This is a genomic window from Streptomyces sp. NPDC002838 (assembly GCF_040295365.1).
Classification (GTDB): domain Bacteria; phylum Actinomycetota; class Actinomycetes; order Streptomycetales; family Streptomycetaceae; genus Streptomyces.
In genome coordinates, this window is the sequence record NZ_JBEOVF010000012.1 from 197,425 (window position 1) to 222,343 (window position 24,919).

At 69.8% G+C, this 24,919-nt stretch carries 24 protein-coding genes and 1 tRNA gene; 16 read left to right on the top strand and 9 right to left on the bottom strand.

Translation table 11 applies throughout. From position 1 onward, the window contains the following. Positions 1 to 35: 35 nt before the first annotated feature. The 13 genes from ABT063_RS18505 to ABT063_RS18565 all read left to right on the top strand — a co-directional run bounded on the left by ABT063_RS18505 (position 36) and on the right by ABT063_RS18565 (position 12,701). Positions 36 to 473, top strand: coding sequence for an NADH-quinone oxidoreductase subunit A (locus ABT063_RS18505; protein WP_351058408.1), 438 nt, complete (start codon positions 36 to 38; stop codon positions 471 to 473). Beyond that, positions 464 to 1,105: an NADH-quinone oxidoreductase subunit B gene (locus ABT063_RS18510; protein WP_351058409.1), complete on the top strand. Its 642-nt coding sequence runs from the start codon at positions 464 to 466 to the stop codon at positions 1,103 to 1,105. The genes ABT063_RS18505 and ABT063_RS18510 overlap by 10 nt, the downstream gene beginning before the upstream one ends. Further along, positions 1,102 to 2,493, top strand: a complete 1,392-nt coding sequence (locus ABT063_RS18515; RefSeq protein WP_351058410.1) for an NADH-quinone oxidoreductase subunit C — start codon at positions 1,102 to 1,104, stop codon at positions 2,491 to 2,493. The genes ABT063_RS18510 and ABT063_RS18515 overlap by 4 nt, the downstream gene beginning before the upstream one ends. Next, positions 2,490 to 3,458, top strand: a complete 969-nt coding sequence (locus tag ABT063_RS18520; protein ID WP_351058411.1) for a complex I subunit 1/NuoH family protein — start codon at positions 2,490 to 2,492, stop codon at positions 3,456 to 3,458. Before ABT063_RS18515 ends, ABT063_RS18520 begins: the two co-directional genes overlap by 4 nt. 2 nt (positions 3,459 to 3,460) lie before the next feature. Continuing rightward, entirely contained in the window at positions 3,461 to 4,021 is a 561-nt protein-coding gene (locus tag ABT063_RS18525; protein ID WP_351058412.1) for a NuoI/complex I 23 kDa subunit family protein, read from the top strand. Then, on the top strand, positions 4,018 to 4,593 hold the full coding sequence (locus ABT063_RS18530) for an NADH-quinone oxidoreductase subunit J family protein (RefSeq protein ID WP_351058413.1): 576 nt from the start codon (positions 4,018 to 4,020) through the stop codon (positions 4,591 to 4,593). The genes ABT063_RS18525 and ABT063_RS18530 overlap by 4 nt, the downstream gene beginning before the upstream one ends. Beyond that, positions 4,593 to 5,000: an NADH-quinone oxidoreductase subunit NuoK gene (nuoK, locus tag ABT063_RS18535; RefSeq protein WP_351058414.1), complete on the top strand. Its 408-nt coding sequence runs from the start codon at positions 4,593 to 4,595 to the stop codon at positions 4,998 to 5,000. Before ABT063_RS18530 ends, nuoK begins: the two co-directional genes overlap by 1 nt. Further along, positions 4,997 to 6,991, top strand: a complete 1,995-nt coding sequence (locus ABT063_RS18540) for an NADH-quinone oxidoreductase subunit 5 family protein (protein ID WP_351058415.1) — start codon at positions 4,997 to 4,999, stop codon at positions 6,989 to 6,991. The genes nuoK and ABT063_RS18540 overlap by 4 nt, the downstream gene beginning before the upstream one ends. Positions 6,992 to 6,997: 6 nt before the next feature. Continuing rightward, positions 6,998 to 8,572: an NADH-quinone oxidoreductase subunit M gene (locus ABT063_RS18545; RefSeq protein WP_351058416.1), complete on the top strand. Its 1,575-nt coding sequence runs from the start codon at positions 6,998 to 7,000 to the stop codon at positions 8,570 to 8,572. Next, positions 8,569 to 10,092, top strand: coding sequence for an NADH-quinone oxidoreductase subunit N (locus tag ABT063_RS18550; RefSeq protein WP_351058417.1), 1,524 nt, complete (start codon positions 8,569 to 8,571; stop codon positions 10,090 to 10,092). The genes ABT063_RS18545 and ABT063_RS18550 overlap by 4 nt, the downstream gene beginning before the upstream one ends. Before the next feature lie 183 nt (positions 10,093 to 10,275). Next, complete coding sequence (gene htpX / locus ABT063_RS18555; protein WP_351058418.1) at positions 10,276 to 11,139, top strand: zinc metalloprotease HtpX; 864 nt, start codon at positions 10,276 to 10,278, stop codon at positions 11,137 to 11,139. Next, the gene (locus ABT063_RS18560) at positions 11,136 to 11,528 is read left to right on the top strand and encodes a YccF domain-containing protein (protein ID WP_351058419.1); all 393 of its coding nucleotides are present in this window, start codon (positions 11,136 to 11,138) and stop codon (positions 11,526 to 11,528) included. The genes htpX and ABT063_RS18560 overlap by 4 nt, the downstream gene beginning before the upstream one ends. A gap of 15 nt (positions 11,529 to 11,543) precedes the next feature. Next, positions 11,544 to 12,701: a barstar family protein gene (locus ABT063_RS18565; RefSeq protein WP_351058420.1), complete on the top strand. Its 1,158-nt coding sequence runs from the start codon at positions 11,544 to 11,546 to the stop codon at positions 12,699 to 12,701. 152 nt (positions 12,702 to 12,853) lie between these two features. Here ABT063_RS18565 and ABT063_RS18570 read toward each other — a convergent pair whose 3' ends face one another. Continuing rightward, entirely contained in the window at positions 12,854 to 14,098 is a 1,245-nt protein-coding gene (locus ABT063_RS18570; protein WP_351058421.1) for an APC family permease, read from the bottom strand. A 220-nt stretch (positions 14,099 to 14,318) separates the two neighbouring features. Between ABT063_RS18570 and ABT063_RS18575 the strand changes: the two genes are divergently transcribed. After that, positions 14,319 to 14,585: a GlsB/YeaQ/YmgE family stress response membrane protein gene (locus tag ABT063_RS18575; RefSeq protein ID WP_351058422.1), complete on the top strand. Its 267-nt coding sequence runs from the start codon at positions 14,319 to 14,321 to the stop codon at positions 14,583 to 14,585. 113 nt (positions 14,586 to 14,698) lie between these two features. Here the strand turns inward: ABT063_RS18575 and ABT063_RS18580 are convergent, their stop codons facing one another. Then, positions 14,699 to 15,187, bottom strand: a complete 489-nt coding sequence (locus ABT063_RS18580; protein ID WP_095748141.1) for a YajQ family cyclic di-GMP-binding protein — start codon at positions 15,185 to 15,187, stop codon at positions 14,699 to 14,701. A gap of 233 nt (positions 15,188 to 15,420) precedes the next feature. On the opposite strand from ABT063_RS18580, the gene ABT063_RS18585 reads away from it, so the two are divergent. After that, positions 15,421 to 15,502: transfer RNA gene (locus ABT063_RS18585), tRNA-Tyr, on the top strand. Between the two features lie 175 nt (positions 15,503 to 15,677). On the opposite strand, the gene ABT063_RS18590 is transcribed toward ABT063_RS18585, so the two are convergent. From ABT063_RS18590 to ABT063_RS18610, 5 genes are all read right to left on the bottom strand, one after another. After that, complete coding sequence (locus ABT063_RS18590) at positions 15,678 to 17,057, bottom strand: tyrosine-type recombinase/integrase (RefSeq protein WP_351058423.1); 1,380 nt, start codon at positions 17,055 to 17,057, stop codon at positions 15,678 to 15,680. Between the two features lie 61 nt (positions 17,058 to 17,118). After that, positions 17,119 to 17,307 (bottom strand): helix-turn-helix transcriptional regulator, encoded by a 189-nt coding sequence (locus ABT063_RS18595; protein ID WP_142160637.1) that lies wholly within the window; start codon positions 17,305 to 17,307, stop codon positions 17,119 to 17,121. A 469-nt stretch (positions 17,308 to 17,776) separates the two neighbouring features. After that, positions 17,777 to 19,255 (bottom strand): AICE element replication initiation protein, encoded by a 1,479-nt coding sequence (locus ABT063_RS18600; RefSeq protein WP_351058441.1) that lies wholly within the window; start codon positions 19,253 to 19,255, stop codon positions 17,777 to 17,779. Between the two features lie 2 nt (positions 19,256 to 19,257). Further along, positions 19,258 to 20,145, bottom strand: a complete 888-nt coding sequence (locus tag ABT063_RS18605) for a bifunctional DNA primase/polymerase (protein WP_351058424.1) — start codon at positions 20,143 to 20,145, stop codon at positions 19,258 to 19,260. Positions 20,146 to 20,230: 85 nt separating this feature from the next. Continuing rightward, positions 20,231 to 20,695 (bottom strand): hypothetical protein, encoded by a 465-nt coding sequence (locus ABT063_RS18610; RefSeq protein ID WP_351058425.1) that lies wholly within the window; start codon positions 20,693 to 20,695, stop codon positions 20,231 to 20,233. Positions 20,696 to 21,027: 332 nt separating this feature from the next. Between ABT063_RS18610 and ABT063_RS18615 the strand changes: the two genes are divergently transcribed. Further along, positions 21,028 to 21,369, top strand: a complete 342-nt coding sequence (locus ABT063_RS18615; protein WP_351058426.1) for a GNAT family N-acetyltransferase — start codon at positions 21,028 to 21,030, stop codon at positions 21,367 to 21,369. 367 nt (positions 21,370 to 21,736) lie between these two features. Here ABT063_RS18615 and ABT063_RS18620 read toward each other — a convergent pair whose 3' ends face one another. Together ABT063_RS18620 and ABT063_RS18625 are read right to left on the bottom strand one after the other, a co-directional pair. Further along, positions 21,737 to 24,052 (bottom strand): tetratricopeptide repeat protein, encoded by a 2,316-nt coding sequence (locus tag ABT063_RS18620; protein WP_351058427.1) that lies wholly within the window; start codon positions 24,050 to 24,052, stop codon positions 21,737 to 21,739. 5 nt (positions 24,053 to 24,057) lie between these two features. Then, entirely contained in the window at positions 24,058 to 24,501 is a 444-nt protein-coding gene (locus tag ABT063_RS18625) for a hypothetical protein (RefSeq protein ID WP_351058429.1), read from the bottom strand. Positions 24,502 to 24,919 lie beyond the last annotated feature (418 nt).

Consider the following 24,919-nt stretch of genomic DNA (forward strand, 5'->3'; position numbering starts at 1 on the left):
TTCACGAGGCCGAGGTCAGGGAGCGAGGGACGGACGTGCGGGAACCGACCGTCGTCGATTCGACCGTCGTCAAGTCGACCGTTGTCGATTCGACCGTCGTTGCGGCGGACTATTTTCAGTCGTATTCGGTCGTCGGGCTGCTCGCCGTCGTCGGCGTCCTGTTCGTCGCCGTCGCCTTCGGGGCCGGACGCCTGCTGCGGCCCGTGGTCCCCACCCCCGAGAAGCTTCTGACGTACGAGTGCGGTGTCGACCCCGTCGGCGAGGGCTGGGCGCACACCCAGGTCCGCTACTACGTCTACGCGTTCCTGTACGTGATCTTCGCCGTCGACTCGATCTTCCTGTTCCCCTGGGCGACGGTCTTCGCCGCCCCCGGCTACGGCGCGACCACCCTCGTGGAGATGTTCATCTTCCTCGGCTTCCTGGCCGTAGGATTGCTGTACGCGTACAAGAAGGGCGTCCTGGCATGGACGTGACTCCCGATGCTGTGATCCGCGACCCCGCGAACCACGAGCCCGCGACGCATGAGCCTGTGTACCTGCCGGAGCCGAAGCGGCTGGGCGCGCTCGCCCGCCTCGCCCCCGAGCCGATGAAGGTCGTCCTGAACTGGGGCCGCCGCTACTCACTCTGGGTCTTCAACTTCGGCCTCGCCTGCTGCGCGATCGAGTTCATCGCCGCGTCGATGGCCCGGCACGACTTCATCCGCCTCGGCGTCATCCCGTTCGCGCCCGGGCCGCGCCAGGCCGACCTGATGGTGGTCTCCGGCACGGTCACGGACAAGATGGCGCCGGCCGTGAAGCGCCTGTACGAGCAGATGCCCGAGCCGAAGTACGTGATCTCGTTCGGGGCCTGCTCCAACTGCGGCGGCCCCTACTGGGACTCGTACTCCGTGACCAAGGGCGTCGACCAGATCATCCCGGTGGACGTGTACGTCCCCGGCTGCCCGCCGCGGCCCGAGGCACTGCTCCAGGGAATCCTGAAACTCCAGGAGAAGATCGCGCGGGAGTCGCTGGGGGAGCGGTACGGATCCGTCGCCCGGCCGTCGGCCGCCGCGCTGCAGAGCGGCTTGGTGCAGCCACCGACCGCCGGCGCGGGGGAGGACCGATGACCGGCGTCGGCTGGCTGCCCGCCCCCGCCGAAGACCTGTTCGGCACGGAGGCCACGGCCGAGGAGTCGTACGAGGTCCTGACGGTGGACGTGCCGCCGGACTCCTGGATCGCGGCGCTGGAGACCGCCCGCGACCGGCTGGGCTGTACGTACTTCGACTGGCTGAGCGCGGTCGACGAACCGGGCACGGGCTTCCGCGTCACCGCACACGTCGCTGCGCTTTCCCCGGTACGCCGCCTGCTCCTTCGTACGACGGTCCCGCACGAGGCCCCGGCCCTGCCCAGCGCGGTCGGCGTGTTCGCGGGCGCTGCCTGGCACGAACGCGAGACCCACGAAATGTTCGGCGTCGTCTTCGAGGGCCACCCGGCCCTGGAGCACCTCCTCCTGCCGGAGGGCTTCGAAGGCCACCCTCTCCGCAAGGACTTCGTCCTCGCGGCCCGCGTCGCCAAGGCCTGGCCCGGCGCCAAGGAACCGGGCGAATCCGAACACGGCGGCCCCAAGCGCCGCCAGATGCTCCCCCCAGGCGTCCCCGACCCGAACGAGTGGGGCCCGCTGAAGGGCCAGCTCCCCCCGGCCCCTGCCCGCCCGGCCCGCGGCACGGCCCGAGCGGCAGGCGAACGCCCGGCCCGCGCCGCGGGCGAACGTCCAGTACGCCGCACCCGTACGGCTTCCGAGGGCTCGGCGAGCCAGCCACCGGCGTCCCCGACCGCTGACACCCCGGCTGCCGCACCGCGCCGCGCGCGCACCGCGGCGGAGGGCACGGCGAGCCAGGCGGAGACGTCACGGGCCCCCGGCACCCCGGCGGGCCCGCGCCGCGCGCGTACCACGGCGGAGGGCTCGGCGAGCCAGGCGGAGACGTCACAGGCCCCCGGCACCCCGGCGGGCCCGCGCCGCACGCGTACCGCGGCGGAGGGCTCGGCGAGCCAGGGGGCGGGGTCTGAGACTTTGGCCGGTACGTCGGGCGGGGCGGGCGACGGCCCGCGCAGCCCGGACGCCCCGTGGCACCATGCCCGCCCGGCCTTCGACGAGTCCGAAGCCGAGCAGCGTCCGACAGCCGAGTCGGCACCCGAGGCTGGGTCGGCGTCCGAGGCCGAGCACGCGCCCGAGGCCGAGCCCGCACCCGAGGCCGAGCCCGCACCCGAAGCCGGGCCGGCGTCCGAGGCCGAGCCGGCAGCTGAAGCCGAAGCCGAGCAGCGTCCGACAGCCGAGTCGGCACCCGAGGCTGGGTCGGCGTCCGAGGCCAAGCCCGCACCCGAGGCCAAGCCCGCACCCGAGGCCGGGCCGGCGTCCGAGGCCGAGCCGGCAGCTGAAGCCGAAGCCGAGCAGCCCCCCGCCCCCACCCCGACCTCGACCCCGAACCCCGAAAACCCCGCAGGAGGCCCGCAGTGAACGACGCGCTCGACGTCGCCCTGCGACTCCTGATCGTCTTCGTCGTCTTCCTCACCTTCCCCCTGATCGTCGGCCAGACCGAGCACAAGGTCATGGCCCACATGCAGGGCCGCCTCGGCCCGATGTACGCCGGCGGCTTCCACGGCTGGGCCCAACTCATCGCCGACGGCGTGAAGTTCGCGCAGAAGGAGGACGTCGTCCCGGCCGGCGCGGACCGCCGTATCTTCCAGCTCGCCCCCGCCGTGGCCCTCCTCCCGTACCTCCTGGTCCTCCTGGCCATCCCCATCGGCCCCGGCGAGGGCGCCGTCGGCGTGGTCATCGACGCGGGCGTCTTCTTCGTCCTGGCCGTCATGGGGGTAGGCATCCTCGGCTCCCTCATGGCCGGCTGGGCCTCCGCCAACAAGTACTCCCTCCTCGGTGGCCTGCGCACCGCCGCCCAACTCCTCGCCTACGAACTCCCCATGCTCCTCACCGCCGCCTCGGTGGCGATGGCGGCCGGAACCGTGTCGATCCCCGGCATCCTGGACGCCTTCCAGTGGTGGTGGCTGCCCTGGCAGATCGTCGGCGCGATCGTCTTCTTCGTGGCGGGCCTGGCCGAGCTCCAGCGGCCCCCCTTCGACATGCCCGTCGCCGACTCGGAGATCATCTTCGGCGCCTACACCGAGTACACCGGCCTCCGTTTCGCTCTGTTCCTCCTCGCCGAGTACGCCGGGATCATCATCCTGTGCGGCCTGACCACCGTCCTCTTCCTGGGCGGCTGGCACGGCCCCTGGGGCGCCGACGGCCTCGGCTGGGTCTGGACCCTGCTGAAGGCGGCTGTCCTGGCCTTCATCGTGATCTGGCTCCGCGTCACCTACCCCCGCTTGCGCGAGGACCAGCTCCAGAAGCTCGCCTGGACCCTCCTCGTCCCCCTTTCCCTCGCCCAGATCGCCCTCACCGGCATCGTCAAGGTGGTGATCCAGTAACCATGGCCCCCATCCCCGGCTCCGGCCTCGCCAAGGGCCTGGCCGTCACCCTGCGCACGATGACGAAGAAGACCGTCACCGACCAGTACCCGGACGCCCAGCCCGACCTCCCGCCCCGCACCCGCGGCGTGATCGGCCTCTTCGAGGAGAACTGCACGGTCTGCATGCTGTGCGCCCGTGAGTGCCCGGACTGGTGCATCTACATCGACTCCCACAAGGAGACGGTCCCGGCGGCGACCCCCGGCGGCCGCGAACGCAGCCGCAACGTCCTCGACCGCTTCGCCATCGACTTCGCCCTGTGCATGTACTGCGGTATCTGCATCGAGGTCTGTCCTTTCGACGCCCTGTTCTGGTCCCCGGAGTTCGAGTACGCCGAGACCGACATCCGCGACCTCACCCACGAACGCGACAAGCTCCGCGAGTGGATGTGGACGGTCCCGGCCCCGCCGGCCCTCGACCCCGGCGCTGAGGAACCGAAGGAGATCGCCGCAGCCCGCAAGACCGCCGAGAAGCTGGCGGCCGCACGGGCCGAACCGAACGAACCCCAGGGAGGAGAGTCGTGACCCTCGCTCAGGCACAGCACGGCTTCCTCTCCCCGACCGGCGTCGAGATCGCCTTCCTCCTCGTCGGCCTGGTCACCTTCGGCGCCGCGATCGTCACCGTCACCACCAAGCAGCTGGTGCACGCCGCCCTGTGGCTGGTGGTGACCCTCGGCGGCCTCGCCGTCGAGTACCTCCTGCTCACCGCCGAGTTCATCGCCTGGGTCCAGGTCCTCATCTACGTCGGTTCCGTCGTCGTCCTCCTCCTGTTCGGTCTGATGCTCACCAAGGCCCCCATCGGCCGCTCCCCGGACGCCGACTCCGGCAACCGCTGGGCCGCCCTCACCGTGGCCGTCGCCGCCGCGGCCGCCCTGGTCTGGGTCGTCGTCGACGCCTTCCGCACCACCTGGATCGACCTGGACGGTCCGGCCGCCGGCTCCACCGAGGCCACCGGAGCCAGCCTCTTCCAGAACTGGGTCCTCCCCTTCGAGGCCCTCTCCGTCCTCCTCCTCGCCGCCCTCGTCGGCGCGATCGTGCTGTCCCGCAAGGCGAAGGCCGACAAGCCGGGCCAGGCCGACAAGGGTGGTGTCCGCTGATGCACCTCGCCTATCCCGCCGTACTCTCCGCCCTCCTCTTCTGCACGGGCCTGTACGGCGTCCTCGCCCGCCGCAACGCGATCCTGGTCCTGATGTCGGTCGAGCTGATGCTCAACGCCGTCAACCTCAACCTCGTCGCCTTCGACGTCTGGCTCAGCAAGACCGCCGAGGAGACCCTGCACTCAGGCCAGGCGCTCACGCTGTTCACCATCGCCATCGCCGCCGCCGAGATCGGCATCGGCCTGGCGATCGTCCTCGCCGTCCACCGCAACCGTGGCACCGCGGACATCGACAAACTCCGCGACACCGCCGAGGGCCACGAGAGCCACCCGGCCGACGGCTCCGACCGCGACGCCCTCACGGCCGAGCAGGCCGATCAGGCCGGGAAGGCTGAGGCCACCGCGTGACCACGACCACCCTCGCCGTCCTCGTCCCCCTCCTTCCGTTCCTGGGCGCTGCCGCAGGTCTGCTCCTGGGCCGCACGGCCCCCGGCTTCGTCCGCCCGCTCGCCGTCCTGCCGACGCTCGCCTCCCTCGTGCTCGCCGCGCTGGTCGCCGTGCGCCAGGGCGGCGACCAGGCGGTGAACGCCGCCACCGAGCTCACGCCCACCGGCTCGATCCCGATCGAACTCGCCCTGCACATCGACGGCTTCGCCGCCCTCACCGCCGTCCTGGTCGGTGTCGTCGCCACCTGCGTGCAGATCTACTCCACGGGCTACCTGCGCGACGACCCGCGCTACCCCTCGTACGCCGCCCTCGTCTCCCTCTTCACCTCCGCGATGCTCCTCGTCGTCTACTCCGGCGACCTGATGGTGCTGCTGGTCGGCTGGGAAATCATGGGCATCTGCTCCTACTTCCTGGTCGGCCATTACTGGGAGACCCCGGAGGCCCGCGCCGCCTCCCTCAAGGCCTTCCTGGTGACCAAGCTCGGTGACGTCCCCTTCCTGATCGGCCTGTTCGCGCTGGCCACCGACGCCGGGTCCTTCCGCATCACGAAGGTTCTCGGTGCCGTCGCGAGCGGCGGACTCGACCACCCGACACTGATCGCCCTGCTGCTCCTGGCCGGCGTGGCGGGCAAGTCGGCGCAGTTCCCGCTGCACACCTGGCTTCCCGACGCGATGGCGGGCCCCACCCCCGTCTCCGCGCTGATCCACGCCGCGACGATGGTCGCCGCCGGTGTCTACTTCATCGCCCGTCTCCTCCCGGTCTTCGAGGCCTCCCAGGCCGCGATGATCGTCCTCGCCGTCATGGCCGCCGTCACGATGGCCGGCTCGGCGCTCGCCGCGCTCGCCCAGGACGACATCAAGCGCGTCCTCGCCTACTCGACGATCGGCCAGCTCGGCTACATGACCGGTGCCCTCGCCGTCGGCGACCGAGGTGCCGCCGTCTTCCACCTCCTCTCGCACGGCGCCTTCAAGGCCCTGCTGTTCCTCGCCGCGGGCGTGATCATCCACGCCTCCGGCACCAACTCGCTGGCCGCCATGTCCCGCATGAAGGACCTGCGCCGCCGTGTCCCCGACGCCTACTGGACGATGACCGTGGCGCTCCTCGCGCTCGCCGCGATCCCGCCCTTCAGCGGCTTCTTCTCCAAGGAGTCCGTCCTCGGCGCCGCCGAGCACGTCGCCACCGGCCACACCGAGCACGCTCCCGGCGCCGCGGGCTGGACGGTCCTCGTCGCCGGCCTCCTCACCGCCCTGCTCACCGCCGCTTACGCGACGCGCCTGTGGCTCCTGGCCTTCCGCGGCCGGGGTGCCGAGGCCCCGGACCACGGCAGGCAGCCGCGGACGATGACCCTCGTGCTGTGGGTGCTCGCCGTCCCCTCCCTGGCCGTCGGCGGGCTCGCCTACCGTGTGCTGCCCGACTGGTTCGACGGCCGTGACCTGACCCCGACTTTCGCCACTTCCGTCCTCGGCACGGGCGTGGCGCTGGTCGGCGGCATCGTCACCTACGCGGCCTGGCGCCACACCACCGCGCTCGCGGCCCGCGTCCCGCTGGGTGCGGTCGCGGCCCACCCCGAGGGGGACGCCGGTCAGGTGGAGGCCGAGGCGATCGCCAGCCACGCACCCGCCTACGGAGGCGTCGCCTACGCACCCGACCCCGCCGACCCAGGCAGGCTTCTGCTCGGCCCGCTGCACCGTCACGCGGCCGTCGGCTTCCACCTCGACGCCGTGTACGCGGCCCTCTTCGTCCGCCCGGTCCAGGCCGGAGCCACCCTCGTCCGGTTCCTCGACCGCGAGGTCGTCGAGACCTACGTACGCGGCGCGGGCGCCCTCCCCCGGCTGCTCGGTGCCGCCGTACGAGGCGCCCAGACCGGCAATCTGCAGACCTATGTGAGCGCGCTGCTCGCCGGCACCGTCGTCCTGGTGGTCGCCGCCGTCCTCGTCGCCACGGGAGCGTGAGCAGGCGTGATCGATATCAACGAGTCCGTGATGCAGTTCCTTCTGGCATTCGTCGTCGTCGGCCCGCTCCTCGGCGCCGCCGCCGCTCTCCTGCCGGCCCCGCCCGGACTGAAGGGGAAGTCGCCCGAGCAGGCCGTGCTGCGGCACGGCGTCACGGTCACCGGCGCGATTCTCATCGCCGCGATCGTCCTCGCGCTCGGCTTCGACCACGACCACCCGTCGAAGATGCAGGCCACGACCGACATCAGCTGGATCCCCGCACTCGACGTGCGGATCCACCTCGGCATCGACGGCATCTCCCTCCCCCTTCTGGTCCTGACCGCGCTGCTGACCTTCCTCTGCGCGCTCTACTCGTACTTCAAAATGCCCGCGGGCCCGACCCCGAAGGCCTTCGTCGCCCTGCTCCTCGTCCTCGAGTCCGGCACCCTCACGACCTTCGCCGTCCTCGACCTGCTTCTGTTCTTCCTCGCCTTCGAGATGGTCCTCATCCCGATGTACTTCCTCATCGCCCGCTGGGGCGGTGAGCAACGGACCCAGGCAGCTTGGCGGTTCATCCTCTACACGCTGCTCGGCTCCGTGGTCATGCTGCTCGGCCTGCTCCTGATCGGAATCAAGGCGGGCACATTCGACATGGTGGCACTCGCCACTGACAACGGCCGGTCGCTGACCACATCCGTGCAGGTCATCGCCGTTTTGGCGATCGGAATCGGGCTCGCGGTCAAGACGCCGATGTGGCCGTTGCACAGCTGGCTGCCCGACGCCCACACCGCCGCGCCGACCGTCGGCTCGGTCCTGCTGGCCGGCGTACTACTGAAGATGGGTACGTACGGTTTCGTCCGGATTCTGCTGCCGGTCGCGCCCGACGGCTTCCGGACCTTCGCGCCCTACCTCGCCGCCTTCGCCGTCGTCGGGATCATCTACGGATCCCTGGCCTGCCTGGCCCTCGCCAAGCAGGGCGCGAAGGGCGATCTCAAGCGCCTCATCGCCTACTCCTCCGTCGGCCACATGGGCTTCGTCCTGCTCGGCATCGCGACCATGACCCCGACCGGCGTGAACGGCGCCCTGTTCGCCAACATCGCCCACGGCCTCATCACCGGCCTCCTGTTCTTCCTGGTCGGCGCGCTGAAGGACCGTACGGGCAGCACCGATCTCGACACCCTCGCCCAGGAGACCGGCGCCGCGCTCTACGGCAAGGCCCCACGCCTCGGCGGCCTGCTCGCCTTCGGCGCGGTCGCCTCGCTCGGACTGCCCGGCCTCGCCGGATTCTGGGGCGAGATGCTGGCGTTGTTCGGCGCGTTCAGGCCCGCCGACGACCTCAGCCGCCCCGCCTTCCTCACGTTCATGGCGATCGCCGCGTTCGGCACCCTGCTGACGGCCGCGTACATGCTCATCGTGGTCCGCCGCGTCTGCATGGGCGCCGTACCGGACAAGGGTCCGAAGCTCGCCGACGTCCACACGTACGAGTTCGCGGCCTGGACCCCGCTCGTCGTCCTCACCGTCGCCGCCGGCCTCTGGCCGAAGGCCCTCCTCGGCCTGACCGACCCGGCCGTGCAGCAGCTCCTCGCAGGAGGCACCCGATGAGCTCCCTGGCCCAGCCGCTGGCCGCGAACCTCGTCCAGTCCGTCGACTGGCTCGCCATCGCGCCGCCCACCATCGCGGCGGTCGTCGGACTCGTCGTCCTCGTAGCCGACCTGTTCGTCGGCGAGAACAGGAAGGCGCTGCTGGGCTGGCTCTCCGTCGCGGGCCTGGCCGCCTCCACACTCATGCTGCTGCCCCTCCTGGACGGCGACCGCAGCACCTTCTGTCTGACCGGCGCCCCCGATGTGTGCAGCTACACCGCCGACCGCTTCACCCTCGTCCTCCAACTCCTGGTCCTCGGCGGGGCCCTCCTCGCGGCCCTCCTGTCGGTCACCGCCCTGAAGGACGCCAACAAGGGAATCCCCGAAGGGGAGTTCTGGTTCCTGCTGCTCTCCTCCGCGGCCGGCGCCGCCCTCCTGCCCGCCTCCCGCGACCTCGCGACCCTGATCGTCGCCCTGGAAGTGGCCTCCCTGCCCGCCTTCGCACTCGTCGGCCTGAGGCACGGCGACCGCAAGTCCTCCGAAGCCGCCCTGAAGTTCTTCCTGTCCTCGGTCACCGCGACCGCGGTCAGCCTCATGGGCATCAGCTTCGTGTACGCCTCCACCGGTACCCTCTACCTCACCCAGGTCGCCGACCGGATCCAGAACGTCGACGGCCAGCTCCACACCCTCGCCCAGACCGGTGTGGTCCTCACCCTTGTGGGATTCGCCTTCAAGACGGCCGCCGTCCCCTTCCACTTCTGGGTCCCGGACACCTACGTAGGGGCGCCCCTCCCGATCGCCGCCTACCTGTCGGTCGTCGGCAAGGCGGTCGGCTTCTCCGGCCTGATCCTCGTCACGGCCGTCGCCCTCCCCTCGTACGCCGACGTCTGGGGCCCGGCCCTCGCCGCGCTGGCCGCCCTCACCATGACCGTCGGCAACGTCGGCGCCCTGCGCCAGCAGGCCACGCGCGCGTACAGTGCCGTACGGCTGCTCGCCTGGTCGTCCGTCGGGCAGGCCGGCTATCTCCTCGTCCCGATCGCCGCCGCCGCGTACTCCGACGACGCCGAGCGGTCCATCGGCTCCACGGTCGCCTACGCCCTCATGTACGCCGCCGTGAACCTCGGCGCCTTCGCGGTGGCCGCACTGGTGGGCCGTACGAAGTCCCTCAACCGGGTCTCCGACTACCGCGGCCTGTACGCGTCGAACCCCCTCGCAGCTCTCCTCCTGGGCTTCTTCCTGCTGTGCCTGGCCGGACTGCCCCCCGGCATCATCGGCCTCTTCGCCAAGGTCACCGTCTTCTCCGCGGCCGTCGACGCGGGCCTCGGCTGGCTCGCCGTGGTCATGGCCGTCAACGTCGTGATCGCGCTGTTCTACTACCTCCAGTGGACGACCCTGCTGTTCCGCGCCCCCGAGGGCGCGCCCGTGAGGCACCTCGTCCCCGCCCCCGTGACCGCCACGATGGCCCTGACCGGCGTCGTCGGCATCGCCCTGTCCGGAGCACCCCAGCTGATCCTGCGCTTCACCGACACCGGGCTCTTCTGAGCGGCGTACCGCCACTGTCACTCGTACGGCCCACGCCCGGCACCGCACGCACAAGGGAACTAGTGGCCCTCGCCTGGCGTTGACCAGTACGGGAGGGTCCACTGGACGTGACACCACGGCCCCAGTGGCATCGGAGATCAGCAAGCAAAGGGTTCCCCTGCTGCACGACTTGGAGGGCGTACCGTGCACCGCCGGCACAACGGGCTCAGGACCGCAGTACTCCTCGGGGGACTGTCCGCACTCATCATCGTCATCGGCAGCTTCTTCGGCCGTATGGGGCTCGTCGTCGCGGTCCTGATCGCCCTGGGCACGAACGCGTACGCGTACTGGAACAGCGACAAGCTGGCTCTACGCGCGATGCGCGCACGCCCGGTCAGCGAGTTCGAGGCCCCGGCCCTCTACCGCATGGTCCGCGAGCTCTCCACCCAGGCCCGCCAGCCCATGCCGCGCCTGTACATCTCCCCGACCGAAGCGCCCAACGCCTTCGCGACCGGCCGCAACCCGCGCAACGCCGCCGTGTGCTGCACCGACGGCATCCTGCGCCTCCTGAACGAGCGCGAACTGCGCGGCGTCATCGGCCACGAGCTCAGCCACGTCTACAACCGCGACATCCTGATCTCCTCTGTCGCCGGCGCCCTCGCCTCCGTGATCATGTTCCTGGTCAACTTCGCCTGGCTGATCCCGATCGGCCGCTCGGACGACGATGACGGCCCCGGCCTTCTCGGCATGCTGCTGATCATGATCCTGGGCCCACTCGCGGCCACCCTCATCCAACTGGCCATCAGCCGCTCCAGGGAATACGAGGCCGACGCGTCCGGATCCCAGCTCACCGGCGACCCCCTCGCCCTCGCCAGCGCGCTGCGCAAGCTCGAACTCGGCACCAAGCAGCTTCCCTTGCCACCGGAGCCCCGCATCGAGACCGCGAGCCACATGATGATCGCGAACCCCTTCCGCCCTGGCCAGGGACTCTCCAAGATGTTCTCGACACACCCGCCGATGGCGGAGCGCATCGCCCGGCTCGAGAAGATGGCAGGTCCCCCACAGTGAAAACCATCCTGAACGTCATATGGCTCGTCCTGAGCGGCTTCTGGCTGTTCCTCGGTTACCTGGCCGCGGGCGTGCTGCTCTGCATCACCATTATCGGCATCCCGTTCGGCATCGCGGCCTTCCGTATCGGCGTCTACGCCCTGTGGCCCTTCGGGTACACGACGGTCGAGCGCCGAGACGCCGGCGCGCCCTCCTGCGTCGGCAACGTCCTGTGGCTGGTCCTCGCCGGCTGGTGGCTGGCCCTCGCTCACATCGTCACCGGCATCGCCCTGTGCATCACGATCATCGGCATCCCGTTCGGCATCGCCAACTTCAAGCTGATCCCGGTATCGCTGCTCCCGCTGGGGCGGGACATCGTGCGCACGGACCAGCCGTTCGCGGCTCGCTGACAGGCAGGCCAGGGGGTGGGGACGCCGAAGTACGTCCTGCTGTCGTACGACAGAGAAGCCGAATTCGAGGGCCAGGAGGACTGCGAGGAGACGTGGGCGCTGTGTCAGGACGCCACCGACCTGTTCGCCGACCCTCCGCCTCCCGTCCGTGGGACATACGAACTGCTGGGCTGCGCTCCCGAGGGCGAGATGCGGACGGCCCTCACCCGCGCGCGTGCCGACGGTTCGGCACCACTCGGCTCCCTCACCCTGGAGATCCTCACCAAGTCCGGTACGACGGTGGGGGAGTGGCACCTGGAGGACGTACGCATCCTCGGTGACCGCCCCTGCGCCCGTGACCTGACGCTGCGAGACGTCACGGTCGAGGCGCGAGAACCCGACCACAACCCGTACGACTATCCGCAGTGCCCGCCGCTGTCCCCGGGCTACCGCCTGTCGGGCGCGGGGGGCGAACCGTGCGGCACCTGCCGCGACCTGGCTCGGGTGCGAGAGGCCGGGGACGAGCCGCTGGAGCCCCCACTGCGACTGCTGGGCTGCTCGCCGCGAGGAGCCCTGCGCGCGGCGCTGGACGCCGGCCAGGAGGACCTCGGTCATACGAAGGTCCTGCGCATCGACTCGTCCGGCCTGCCGGTGCAGGCCGCCGCCGAGGGCGAACTGCGGGCATGGATCCCGTCCGCCCACGGTCCGGGCCTGGTCGACCTCACTCTCGACCTGTGGTCGGACCGGCCCCCTCTCGCGGCCTGTGAGGTGTGGGAGCTGTGGGCGGACGGGCGGCCTGCGGAGCCCAACCGGTGGGCGAGGTGCGGTCCGGAAGGTCGTGAGTTCTGGCTGCGCACGGCCTTGGCCAACCACGTGTACGGATCACCGGACAAAGTCTCCGGCAGCACGTATCACCTCGACGGCCGTCACATCACCGACAACCCCGGCTTCTTCTGCGCCCTGGGCGAGGCGGTGAACGGACCCGGCGGGTACTTCGGCTGGGGCCTCGACGCCCTGAACGACTGCCTCGGAGGCCGCTGGGGCGCCGCCCCGCCCTTCACTCTCGTATGGCATGACGCCCACGTCGCCCGCAGCTGCCTCGGCGTCACCCCGCACGTCGACTACCGCCCGTCGACCTTCGACGAACTGCTCACCTTCCTGACGGGGAGAGGCGTCGAGGTCCGCCTCGCCTGACCGCAGGTTTTCCACAGGTCGGCGGTTGTCCACGGCACGGGCCGATTGTCAGTGGCGCCGCGCATGATGGACACGTGACTCAGAGCGAGAAACAGATGACAGAAGGTGATGACCGTATGTGCCACGACACGCTCCCGCCCCCACCCCGACTACTACCGCACCGCCGCCCGCCGCCGCACGCCATACGCGATCGCACCGACGGCGAGCACACCCGCCCCCACGACCACCGAGACCGTCGGCAGCGCGAACGCCAGCACCACGCACCCGAGCAGCCCCACCGCCGGCACCACCCGCGCCGCCGGAGCCGAACCGAGCGTCCAGGCCGACGCGTTGGCCACCGCGTAGTACGCCAGCACACCGAAGGAGGAGAACCCGATCGCGCCCCGTACGTCCACCGTGGCGGCCAGGACGGCGACCACCACGCCCACGGCCAGCTCGGCCCGGTGCGGCACCTGGAAGCGCGGATGTACGGCGGCCAGCGCGCCGGGCAGATGCCGGTCCCGGGCCATGGCCAGCGTCGTCCGCGAGACACCCAGGATCAGGGCGAGCAGCGACCCCAGCGCGGCCACCGCGGCTCCCACCCGCACGACCGGCACGAGCCCCGGCACCCCGGCCGCGCGCACCGCATCGGCCAGCGGCGCGTCCGCCTGCCCGAGACCGCCCGCCCCCAGTACAGAAAGGACAGCCACCGCCACACACACGTACACCGCCAGCGTGATGCCCAGAGCCAGCGGGATCGCACGGGGAATGGTGCGCGCCGGATCCCGTACCTCCTCGCCGAGGGTCGCGATCCGCGCGTACCCGGCGAACGCGAAGAACAGCAGGCCGGCCGCCTGAAGCACCCCGCCCGCGCCGTCCGACGCCCCGATGTCCAGCCGCCCGGCATCGGACGCGTCGGATCCCAGAGACACGACCACCACGGAAGCGAGGACCGCCAGGACCACCGCCACGATCGCCCGGGTCAGCCAGGCCGACTTCTGGACGCCGCCGTAGTTCACCGCGGTCAGCGCCACCACGGCCGCGACCGCCACGGCGTGCGCCTGCCCCGGCCAGACGTATGCCCCCACAGTGAGCGCCATCGCCGCGCAGGAGGCCGTCTTCCCGACCACGAACGACCAGCCCGCGAGATAGCCCCAGAACGCACCGAGCCGCTCGCGCCCGTACACATACGTGCCACCGGACGCCGGATACAGGGCCGCCAGGCGAGCCGACGACGTGGCGTTGCAGTAGGCGACGACGGCGGCGACCGCGAGCCCGAGCAGCAGCCCGGACCCGGCCACATGCGCCGCCGGTCCCAGGGCGGCGAAGATCCCGGCACCGATCATCGAGCCCAGCCCGATGACCACCGCGTCCCCGACGCCCAGGGTGCGCCGCAGCTCGGCGTCAGAACGTGTCATGCGCCGCACCCTACTGATCGCTGCAACCGCCGGGTGCAGCGGTGACGTCCTCTTCATCAACACGGCACGAACACTTGCGCGGCAGGCAGTACGCGCGCGTGGCTGATGCGGCACCCGCATGCGTCACGAGCACCGCGCACGACCCGCGAGGAGCGCCCGCGCGACGAAGATCACAGCGGCGGGACAGTGCGGGCTCAGCACGAAAGGGCAGGTTCACGGCATGGGCATCATCGGTTGGATCATTCTGGGGCTGTTGGCCGGAGCCATCGCCAAGTTCCTGCTGCCGGGCCGTGACCCGGGCGGCTTCATCGGCACGACCCTCATCGGTGTCGCGGGCGCGTTCATCGGCGGCTGGATATCGGCCCGCTGGCTGGACCACCCGATCACCAAGGACTTCTACGACGGCGCCACCTGGGCGGCGGCGATCGGCGGCTCGCTCGTCCTCCTGATCGCCTACCGCCTCCTGTTCGGCAACTCGCGCGACTGAGCCCATCCCCGGACCCCGGCCGGCAGACGAGAAGGGTGGGCACCGCCGGGTGCCCACCCTTCCTCGTATGCGCGATGCGCCGCTATGTACTCGGACTACCGGTAGCTCACGGACTACCGGTAGTTCACGAACTGGATCGCGAAGTCGAAGTCCTTGCCCTTCAGCAGGGAGATGACGGCCTGCAGGTCGTCGCGGCTCTTCGAGCTGACCCGCAGCTCGTCCCCCTGCACCTGGGCCTTCACGCCCTTCGGGCCCTCGTCGCGGATGATCTTCGCCACCTTCTTCGCGTTGTCCTGGGAGATGCCCTCCTGGATCGAGGCGAAGATCTTGTAGTCCTTGCCGGAGAGCTGGGGCTCGCCCGCGTCCAGCGCCTTCAGCGAGATCCCGCGCTTGATCAGCTTGGACTGGAAGACGTCGAGGACAGCCTTCACCCGGTCCTCGGAGTTCGCCTCCATCAGGATCTGGTCACCGGACCACGAGATCGAGGCACCCACGCCCTTGAAGTCGTAGCGCTGCGAGACCTCCTTGGCGGCCTGGTTGAGGGCGTTGTCGACCTCCTGCCGCTCGACCTTCGAGACGATGTCGAAACTGGAGTCGGCCATGTCCTGTGGCTCCTTGTATCGGGTGCGTTTCGGGTGCGTACGGGTGCGTATCGGCGTACGTGGGGGTGGCCGCCGAGCCCGGCGTCGTCCCGGGCCGCATCCGGACAAGCCTAGCCATCCCCCGGCCTCCGGGCGCAGATCAATCGGGTGGCGAAGCACCCCTCCGTATCGGGTATTGTTTACGTCGTTGCCACGGAGCACCGCCGAAAAGCGGTTCGAAGGGCAGCGACCCCGGCGGTGTGCCCGAGCGGCCAAAGGGAGCAGACTGTAAATCTGCCGGCTCAGCCTTCCCAGGTTCGAATCCTGGCGCCGCCACACTGGGGAAGACCCCCTCTGATCAGGTTTTTTCGCCTGGTCAGAGGGGGTTTTTCGTTGTCCCTCGGTGCTCGATTAACGGTGGACGGGGCGTGGACGTGTCTCACCTCGTACCGCCCGTATCCCACAGTTGATCAGTGCGTCTCCCCCAGGCGTCCCCCGGGGGTGAGCATGATCACTCAGGCTCGTTCCACTCCCGCAGGGCCGCATCGATCCGGCTGTTTGCCTGCTCCCGCGTCTGGTCGAGCACCTTGGCGTACACCTTGTGCAGCACGGCGATGCTGTGGCCGGCGCGGCGGGCGCACTCCATCGCATCCACCCCGGAACTGAGCCAGAACGAGACGCCGGCGTGCCGAAGGTCGTAGGGGCGGCGGGCCAGCAGCGAGGCCGTTTCCGCCTTGCTCAGCACATCCTTCCGGGCCTTGGCCCACACCTCCCCGTAGCCGGTCTCCTGTAGCAGGCCATCGCGGTTCGTCCGGAAGAGCCGCCCATCGGGTGCTGCGCCGTACGTGGCGATGTGCTGCCGCAGCAGACGAACGAAGTGCGGCGGGATCGGGACCGGACGAGAGTCCTTCTTGGCGCGGGCCTTGAGGTGGCGCATCTCATGCGCCGATCCGTCGTCGGTCCAGCTCCGTCCGGCCCGGACAACTCCTTGCCGCAGGGTGAGCATCCCCCACCCCGTCTCTGGAAGGTGGCACTGGCTCACGCGCAGTCCGGCGGCCTCGGCGGGACGCATGGCCGCGTAGTACAGGCACCCGAAGAACGCTTCCAGGTGCCGCCCACGCGGGCCCTGCTCACGCACCCCTGCCAGCAGCGCGCGGACCTGGCGAGGGTTGGCGACGCTCTCAGGGTCCACCGCTTCCACCGACTTCGGGGCGGTCCACTTCACGGCCGTGATCGGGTTGACCGGCATGGTGAAGTACTGCTCTTCCACGGCGAGTCCGAGAACGTCACTCAGGCAGGCCCGCTTGCGCTTCGCGGTGCGCGGAGATGCCTCTTTCCCGTCCAACCGTAGGGACAGCGCGTCCAGTGCCAGGCGCACGGTCGCCGGATCCTCCAGCGCGGAGACCGGCATGGAGTGCTTAGAGATCCAGGCGAGAGCGCGGGCCACGTCGTCCGGAGGTGTCTCGTCCCAGCGGTTCCGGTTGTAGGCCCACCCGTACAGCGCACGCCGCAGCAGCGCGGTGTCGGGCATCCCCGTCTTCGACTTCACGAGGGCGGGAGTGATGGTCGCCAGAGCATCGGCGTAGTTTTTCCGCGACTTCGCTGGGGCCAGCGTCCACTTGCGGGCGACGTACGCGCGGCTGTGCTCGTACCACGTGATGGACCCCTGCTTGGCACGCAACTCGGAGACGGGCAGGCCCGTTTCCTCGTCGAACTGGTCACCACGCCGCACGGCGGACATGAGTTCCGAGCGGCGTCCCTCGGCCTGGACCTTGAGTGTGTAGCTCTTGGAGTGCTTGCGTTCTCCGACCAGCCAGCGCAGGCGGTAGGGCTTCGGGCGATCCTTGCGGACCTCGATGGAGTAGAGGCGAACGTCGTAGGTCAGTGCCATATGAACTCCAGAGGGGCCCGCCGGAAGCGGGCCCCTCGTGTCTCGGGTGTGCGGGAGGTGGTCAGGCGGCAGCGTCTTCCATGGACGACCACCACGCGTCCAGGTCGGCGCGGCGGCAGCGAAGCTGACCGTTGGGGAGCTTGATGAGCTTGGGAGCCTTGCCGCGGGCGCGCATGCGGTAGAAGGCGGCGCGGCTCATCTCGATCTCTTCGAGGACTTCGGGGAGCTTGAGCATCTTGGGGCGGGCCAAGGCAGAGACTCCTTCGGAGAGTTCAGCGGGCAAGGGGGAGGTGAAGCAGGGCCGCGTCTGTCCGAGGTGCGGATTTCTGCGTCACCCGCGTCATCTGCGTCATTCACGCTTCTGACCTGCGGCTTCGAGGTGACGCAGGCCCCGAAGGGTGCGTCATCGGTGACACAGGCCTTCGTCATCGGGTGACGCAGGTGACGCAGGTGACGCGGGGTGACGCAGAAATGGGCCGTCTGCGTCACCCCTCTTTCAGCAGGTCACAGCCCGTTTACGGGGTGTTGGTGACGCAGGTGACGCAGCGTCTCTCTACTTCGGACGGGAGAGGGGTGGTGTCTGTTGTGGTGCGCGGCTCAGAGCGTGAAGAACGGGCCGCTTCGCGGCGCGACCATCGCGGGGCGGCGTTGCCGTCGAACAGCAAGAGGAGCACGCGGCGGCGGGTGCTCCTCTTGCTTGTGCGGTCGTGGTGCCGCGGTCAGAAGGCCGCTTCCTGGTCGTGCGGGGGCGGTGCGGCGGACGGCCGCGCGATCTCGATGCAGCGGGACGTTTTGGTGCGTCCCCAGTCGATGAGGACGCCCCGGGCGGCGAGGGTGGGTTGAAGGCGCTTGAGGCGGTCTGAGAGCACCTTGCCGGTGGTCGGCCACCCTTTAGGCAGGGGACGGAAGTCGTCGCCCGTATAGAGGCCCGTGAGGCAGTGAAGCCACTCGGCCGACGTCATCCGCTGCTCGGTGCCCGGGTCGATGCCCGCGGCGTGCTTGAGTACGGTCTGTGCGAGCAAGTCGCCTTCAATGACGTCGTCGTTGAGGTCGTCCAGGCTGGCCCGGTAGGCGGCGAGAGCTCCCAGACCGGTGGCAGCGTCGAGCTGCGCACACAGGTGCGCGAAGTCGGCCATGCGCAGGTCCGTCGGGATGTCCGCCTCGGCCGCGCGCACCTGCACGGTGAGGTCCAGGAGCGAGCCGAGGATGACGGGCAGCACCTCTGCGAAGTCGGACCACAGTTCGGCCTCAGTGCGCCGGACGCGGGGGCGTTCCAGCCGCAGGGGCAGCAGCCGTTCGGCGAGGTCGGGCCGGATGACTTCGACGTCGATGCCGGTCAGGAGCAGGGGGCGGCGGTAGCCGATGCGGAAGACGTCGCCGTCGGTGAACAGGGCGCGCTTGACGTTCTCGGCGCCGGTGACGATGCAGCACATCGCGTCGGACAGTTCCGGGGTCATGTGGGAGAGGTTGTCCAGGGCGGTGACCCAACCGGCCGCCACCGCCGTGATCAGGTTCTCCTCATCCTTCGGGGCCCGGCGCAGGTCTCCGGTCATGCCCTCGATGATCCGCACGAGCATCCGGCCACCGGTGGACTTTCCTGCCCCCTGCGGACCGGTGAGGAACGGCGCGGGAACGGGCACAGTCGGCCCGAGGCAGCCGATGAGCCAGGCGATGGCCAGGCACTCGGTTTCCGCTGTGGCGAAGTTGCACAGCCGCATCAGTAGATCGATTCCTTTGCCGTCGGTGTCCTTGACCGGCAGGGGCAGTTCCCCGGTGAGCTGGGTGCGCCGCCAGCTCACCTCACGCGGGTCGGGAGTGCGGATGTCCCAGCCGGTGGGGTGAATGCGCACGGACTGTCCGTCGCTGCGCCCGAGGTCGAGCCACGTGGCCCCGTCGAATCCGGGGGCCACGCGGATGTGCACGGGCTGCACTTCCTCGGTCAGCGCGAGTGCCTCGATCAAGTCCAGGGCCTCTTTCATGGCGGTGCCGTTGAACACGCCGATGCCGTCCTTGAACAGTCCGACCATGAGTTCCTGCCGGTGGCTGCCCGTCGTGCCCTGCGAGCGGATGGGGCGGGCCACGGGGTGGCCGTTGCGCTGCGCGTACACGGTCCCGTCAGCGGTGCGGAAGTACCGGAAGTGCGATTGCGCGTAGTCGGTGATGACTTCGCGGGCGGGGTTCTTGTCGTCGTCGGACATGGTCACAGTCCCAATGTGGTGCGGGCGTTGGTCCACGCGTCGGTGCAGTGCCGCAGGGTTTCGCCCTTGGCCTGCGCGGCGGTGAACAGCCGCTTGATGTGGGCGTCGGTGAGGCAACCGCACCGGCCGTGCGTGGACAGCACGGCCAGGAACGCCCCGTAGACCGTGGCGTGAATCGCGGTGCGGGCCTGCGTGATGCGTTGCTCCGCCATTGAGATGCCGCGTTCCAGGAAGACTGACGTGCGGTGCGGGCAGTGCCCGCCGCCGGACCCTGCCGGCAGGGAGACGGAACGAGGTGCCGGCCGGACGGCGGGCGGTTCCTTCACGGCCAGCGCGCGCACGGCGTCGGGCAGGGCGGCCACCGTGCCGGCGCCCGGTCCGAGGTACCGGGCGTAGGCCATGGTCGACTTGATGTCGACACCGGGCCGGACCGCGTTGTGCGACGTCATGGCGCCTCGGTAGATCCAGTGCTCACCGCGCGTCGTCGGCACGGTTCGGGTGGCGGGCAGGGTCTCGCGGGCCCATGCGACGGCCGCAGCGTCGTCGAGGTCCACGACGGTCAGCCCGGCGGCGCCGGGGTGGTAGGCGACGCAGACGGCCCGCCGCCATGCGGCCGTCCAGGCCGGGGAGGTGAGCATGGCCGGGTCGGTGGTGGCGGCGGCCCACGCGTGGCAGACGCCGGGGCAGCGGCAGGGGCCCGCGCTTTTCATGTTCGGCCGGCCGCCGCACGCATTGCCGGTGCAGTCGGGGCAGTTGCCGAACGGTGTCTTGCCCGCGCGCAGGGGCAGCACCGGTACGCCGGAAGCGGCTAGCGTCAGCGCGGTCCGCAGGGGTTCGGGCAGTGCACTCGTGCTGCCGTGCTCTCGCCGGATCAGGGTCGGTTGCGTCATGCTGGGTGACCTCCGCAGGTCTGTTGAGGACTGGAGACCAGGGCGGCCCCGGACTTTGGCGAGACGGGGGCCGCCCTTGGCGTAGCTAGCCGTGGAAGTGGTTGCGCTTGAACGTGGCCTTGCGGATGTTGACCGTGGTCCCGCCCTGGCGGCTGCCCTCGCTGAACACCTGCACGGCCACCCAGCCGCCGAAGATGACGGCGGCGAGGGTGATGAGCTGGGTGATGAGCGCGGTCAGGGCGGTGATGAACGTGGTGAGCAGCAGCAGTCCGCCGCAGACGGCGAGGAATCCGACACTGCCGAGGGCGACGTTCACGGCCGCGCGGGAGACGGGCGGCTTGGCGACGACCGATTCGGGCTGGGCGGGGTTGATGGCGTAGCCGGTGACCACGCGGCCGTCGGGCAGGACCACGCTCGCCACCGCCGGAACGGTGCCCGGGTGCACCGGCACGACCGGCGCCGACACGGTGACGGCGGGCGGAAGCGGGGTGGGCTGGTGTACTTCCACGGCCCGCTGTATGGGCACGTGCGGGGGGTTGTCGGGGTACATGTGGAATCCCTTCCGGTACCGGTTCAGGGAGGTAAAGGCACCCCCCTTGGGGGTGTCGTGTGGAGGGGTGTTCGGGGGTGTGACCTGCGTGCCTCCCTGACTCTCTGAACGATCATTTGTGCAGGTCAGGGCGAGGGAGGCGGGTTAGGGAGGTGTTCAGGGAGTTCTCCCTGCCTCCCTGACCCGTCGACGGTGCGCTCCCTGTCATCCGTCGGCGGAAACGGAACCCTCGTTGTCGCGGTCGGCGAGCGCGCGGGCGACGCGGTCGCGGGAGACGACCATCACGCCGTCGGACTTGTAGGGCTCGGCGCCGGCGTCGTCCAGGACGCGCTTTGAGGGACACCGACCGCCCGGAGTCGGCCCTGTACCTCTACAAGCTGATCGTCGCTCGTGAAGCATCCGGGCGACACCTCGGCACACGGGTGATTGACTGGATGTGCCGCCTCGCAGCGCTGGAGGGGCGCACCTGGGTGCGCATCGACACGTGGCGCACCAACACGGAGTTGCACGCCTACTACGAGCGTTTGGGCTTCAGCCATGTTCGTACTGAGGCGCCGGCACATCGACGCTCGGGGTGGCTTGCGCAACGGCCGGTGGGCCAGCAAGTGATGCCGGACGATCCCTTGCTTGTCTCCCCCGGCACGCTCTCCGAGGTGCCTGCCCAGAGGCGCTAACCCGCTGTTCGTCAGCGAGAGTTCCTGTCCGGAGAAGGGTCCGACTTCATGAGTCGGACCCTTCGCGCGTTCCTGCCCAGGACGTGCTGAGTGGGATCGGGATGTTCGCGGAGGGGCCGCCCTGTCCGGGCGAGTGGGGGACGGAAGCGCTTTACGGCGCTGGCTGCCGGTCTGTCCTTCCTAGGGATGGACGTACGAGCAAGTCCTGAGCGACGCTCACCCCGACGCCCTGACCGCCTGCAACAACCTCGTCAGCGCCTACTACGCGGCGAGGGAGCTAGGGCACACCGCGCACCGATGGTTCCTGATCTGGTCCCGGTCCGGGGGCGGCTCCACGAGGCGACCTTGCAATGACCTTGGCTGGAGGTCAAGCGTCAGGGACCTGGGGTCGTTCCACTCGGACCTGCCGCAGCCAGCGCTCGTTGTGCGCAATTGTCCAGGCCTGCAGCGCCGTGCTTGCGCTGTGGCGGTCGCCAGTCTCGCGGAAGAGGGTGACGGCCTGGGCATGGGCCTCGATCGCCTCGTCGAACCGACGCACATGCCACAGAGCGCTGCCGAGATTGCCCACTGCTTGGCCTTCGCGGTGCCGGTCGCCGGTCTCGCGGAAGAGGGTGACGGCCTGGGCATGGGCCTCGATCGCCTCGTCGAACTGGAGCACTGCGGCCAAGGCGATGCCGAGATTGCCCACTGCTTGGCCTTCGCGGTGCCGGTCGCCGGTCTCGCGGAAGAGGGTGGCGGCCTGGGCATGGGCCTCGATCGCCTCGTCGAACCGGCCCACCCGGCGCAGGGTGAGGCCGAGGTGGTTTAGCACCGTGCCTTCGCGGTGCCGGTCGCCGGTCTCGCGGAAGAGGGTGGCGGCCTGGGCATGGGCCTCGATCGCCTCGTCGAACCGGCCCACTTGGTGCAGGGCGAGGCTGAGGTTGCCCAGCACCGTGCCTTCGCGGTGCCGGTCGCCGAATGCCCGGGCGATAGTGGCGGCCTGGGCATGGGCCTCGATCGCCTCGTCGAACCGACGCACGTCGCCCAAGCCGACACCAAGGTTGCCCACTGCTTGGCCTTCGCGCTGGCGGTCGCCGGTCTCGCGGAAGAGGGTGGCGGCTCGGGCATGAGCCTCGATCGCCTCGTCGAATCGACGCACCTGCCAGAGAGCGTTGCCGAGATTGTCCAGCACTTGGCCTTCGCTGTGGCGGTCACCGAGCTCGCGGAAGACGTTCAGCGCGGTACTGCTGACGGTGATCAGATCGTCGAAAGAGCGGCGGTAGTCGAGGTATCGGGCCAGGTCGAAGGCGAGCGCAGTACTGGTTTCTGGGTAGCCGAGAGGGGCAGCGGTGGTGGCAGTGGCGATCAGGTTGAGGCGCTCGTCATCCAGCCATGCCAGAGCGCTGTTGCGGTCGGAGAAGAGGGCCGAGGTGGCTTCGGGCCGGAATGTCAGGTGGGTGTCGGCGGCCCGTGTCGTGGCCTGGTAGTGGGTGAAAAGGCGAGCTCGGGCGGTCTTGCGCTGATCGGTGTCGTCGTGGATCCGTCCTTGTTCGTCGGCGTAGAGGCGGACCAAGTCATGCAGTCGCCAGCGGCCCCAGGTGTGTCCGGGCTCGATCAGGTGGGCACGGGCCAGGTCCTGCAGCGCATGGTTGACGTGCCGCTGCTCGAAGTCAGCCAGATGGACCGCGGATTCGGTGGACAAGTCCGGACCTGGGTTGAGTGACAGCAGCCTGAACAGCCGGGCATGCTGGTCGTCGAGATGCTGGTAGGACAGGTCAAAGGCGGCGCGTACCGCGCGGTCCTCGCGACACAGCTCGTCCAGCCGGGAGTGCTCGGCTTCCAAGTCTTGGGCCAGGGAGGCTAGGGGACGAATCGGGGTATCGGCGAGCAGAGCGGCGGCGATACGCAGGGCCAGCGGCAGACCCGCGCACAGCCGGGCGACCGTGGCGGCTGCTTCGGGATCGTCCTGCACGCGGCTATCGGCGGGGCCGCGGGCGTGCCGCAGGGACCGGTGGAGCAGCTCGATCGAGGCGGACTCATTAAGGACGTCGAGGTCGTGCAGGCGGGCGTCGACATCGAGGGTGTGCCGGGAGGTGAGCAGGGCCGCGGTGACCCCGTCCGTGGGCAACAGCGGGCGAGCTTGCTCGGCAGTGGAGGCATTGTCGATGACAACCAGGATCCGCCGGCTCTGCTCGGCGAAGGCGGCCAGCACGCTGCGGTACAGACGCGTACGGTCCTGCAGGCTGACGGGGATGTGCTCGCCGGGCATACCAAGGGCGCGCAACAGACCGTCCAAAGCCCGGTCGGGAAGCAGACGGCGTTTGGTGTCGTAGCCGAACAGGTCGACGAATAGCACCCCGCCCGGAAACCAGCCCGGCTTCCTCAGGGCCCGAGCAGCGCTCTGCACGACCAGCTCGGTCTTGCCGACCCCGGCCAGCCCTGCCACCGCTGCCACCGACACCGCCCGTTTTGGTGCCGCACCGTCGGGCGCCAGGCCTTGGAGTAGCTGTTCCATGTCGGTGTCGCGGCCGGTAAACGTGGGTGAGGCGGCGGGCAGGCCGGACAGCGCCGGGGTGATCTCCGGTGGCAATACCACGGTTATGTCGCGGCCCTGGATCACCGCGTGGAAGAACACGCCCCCGCTGATTCGGTTCGACACCGACCGGCCCGAGCCCTCCTCGCCTTTGGCATCCGTCTCAGCCATACCAGTCAGCCTTGTGGCGGCGTATCGGTGCCGGGCGTAGCCGGGGGCGGGGCGGTGAAGGAGATGCCGGAAAAGTCCCGACCCAGCAACGTTGGCCCGGAGAAGGTGCCGCCGCTGATCTCGTTGTGTGCGTCACCGTCTCCGGTGCGCACCAGCTTCGCATGCTCGTGCCACCGTTGCAGACCGGCATGGAAGTCCGCATCCACCGCGGCCCGAGCCGACAGGGCAGCGCTCAGAGCCTGCCCGCGTGCGGAGTCTGTCGGGGCCTCTTCTAGCCTGACCAGCTCCGCCTCCCCGGAACTGACCGCAGGAGCCCCGACGGGTGTGTCCTGGCCGCGCCGAAACGGGCGCTGCACCAGGGAGCTCAGTCCCATCCAGGCGTTTCGGCCGGCCTCACCACCGACGCCGCCTGCCAGCGCTGCCAGTAGTGCCACTGAAATCGGATCCACCGAGACCACCCTCCGCACTTACTCATGTACCAAGAGTGGACACGCTACGGGCAGTCGCGGTTCCCGCGGGGGCTAATGGTTCTGCTGACATCCAACGCTCAGGGCGATAGGTGATCGGACCCCTTACAGCGGTGCTCATTGACCCGCCGTGCTCGACTGCCCCCAGGTGTCCCCCGACAGCGGGCGAACTGCGAGAAGGCGCAGGTCAACGTCGGTGAACTGAGCCCGCTGTAAATCTGCCGGCTCAGCCTTCCCAGGTTCGAATCCTGGCGCCGTCACTCTGTGGAATACCCCCTCTGATCTGCGGAAACGCAGAACGGAGGCTTAGATTCAACCGGTCGGAGCAACAGTGCTGGTTGAGGACGGTTTGCGTGGCGAGACTGGGTCGGCCTGGGATGTCGGACGAGACGAAGGCCGA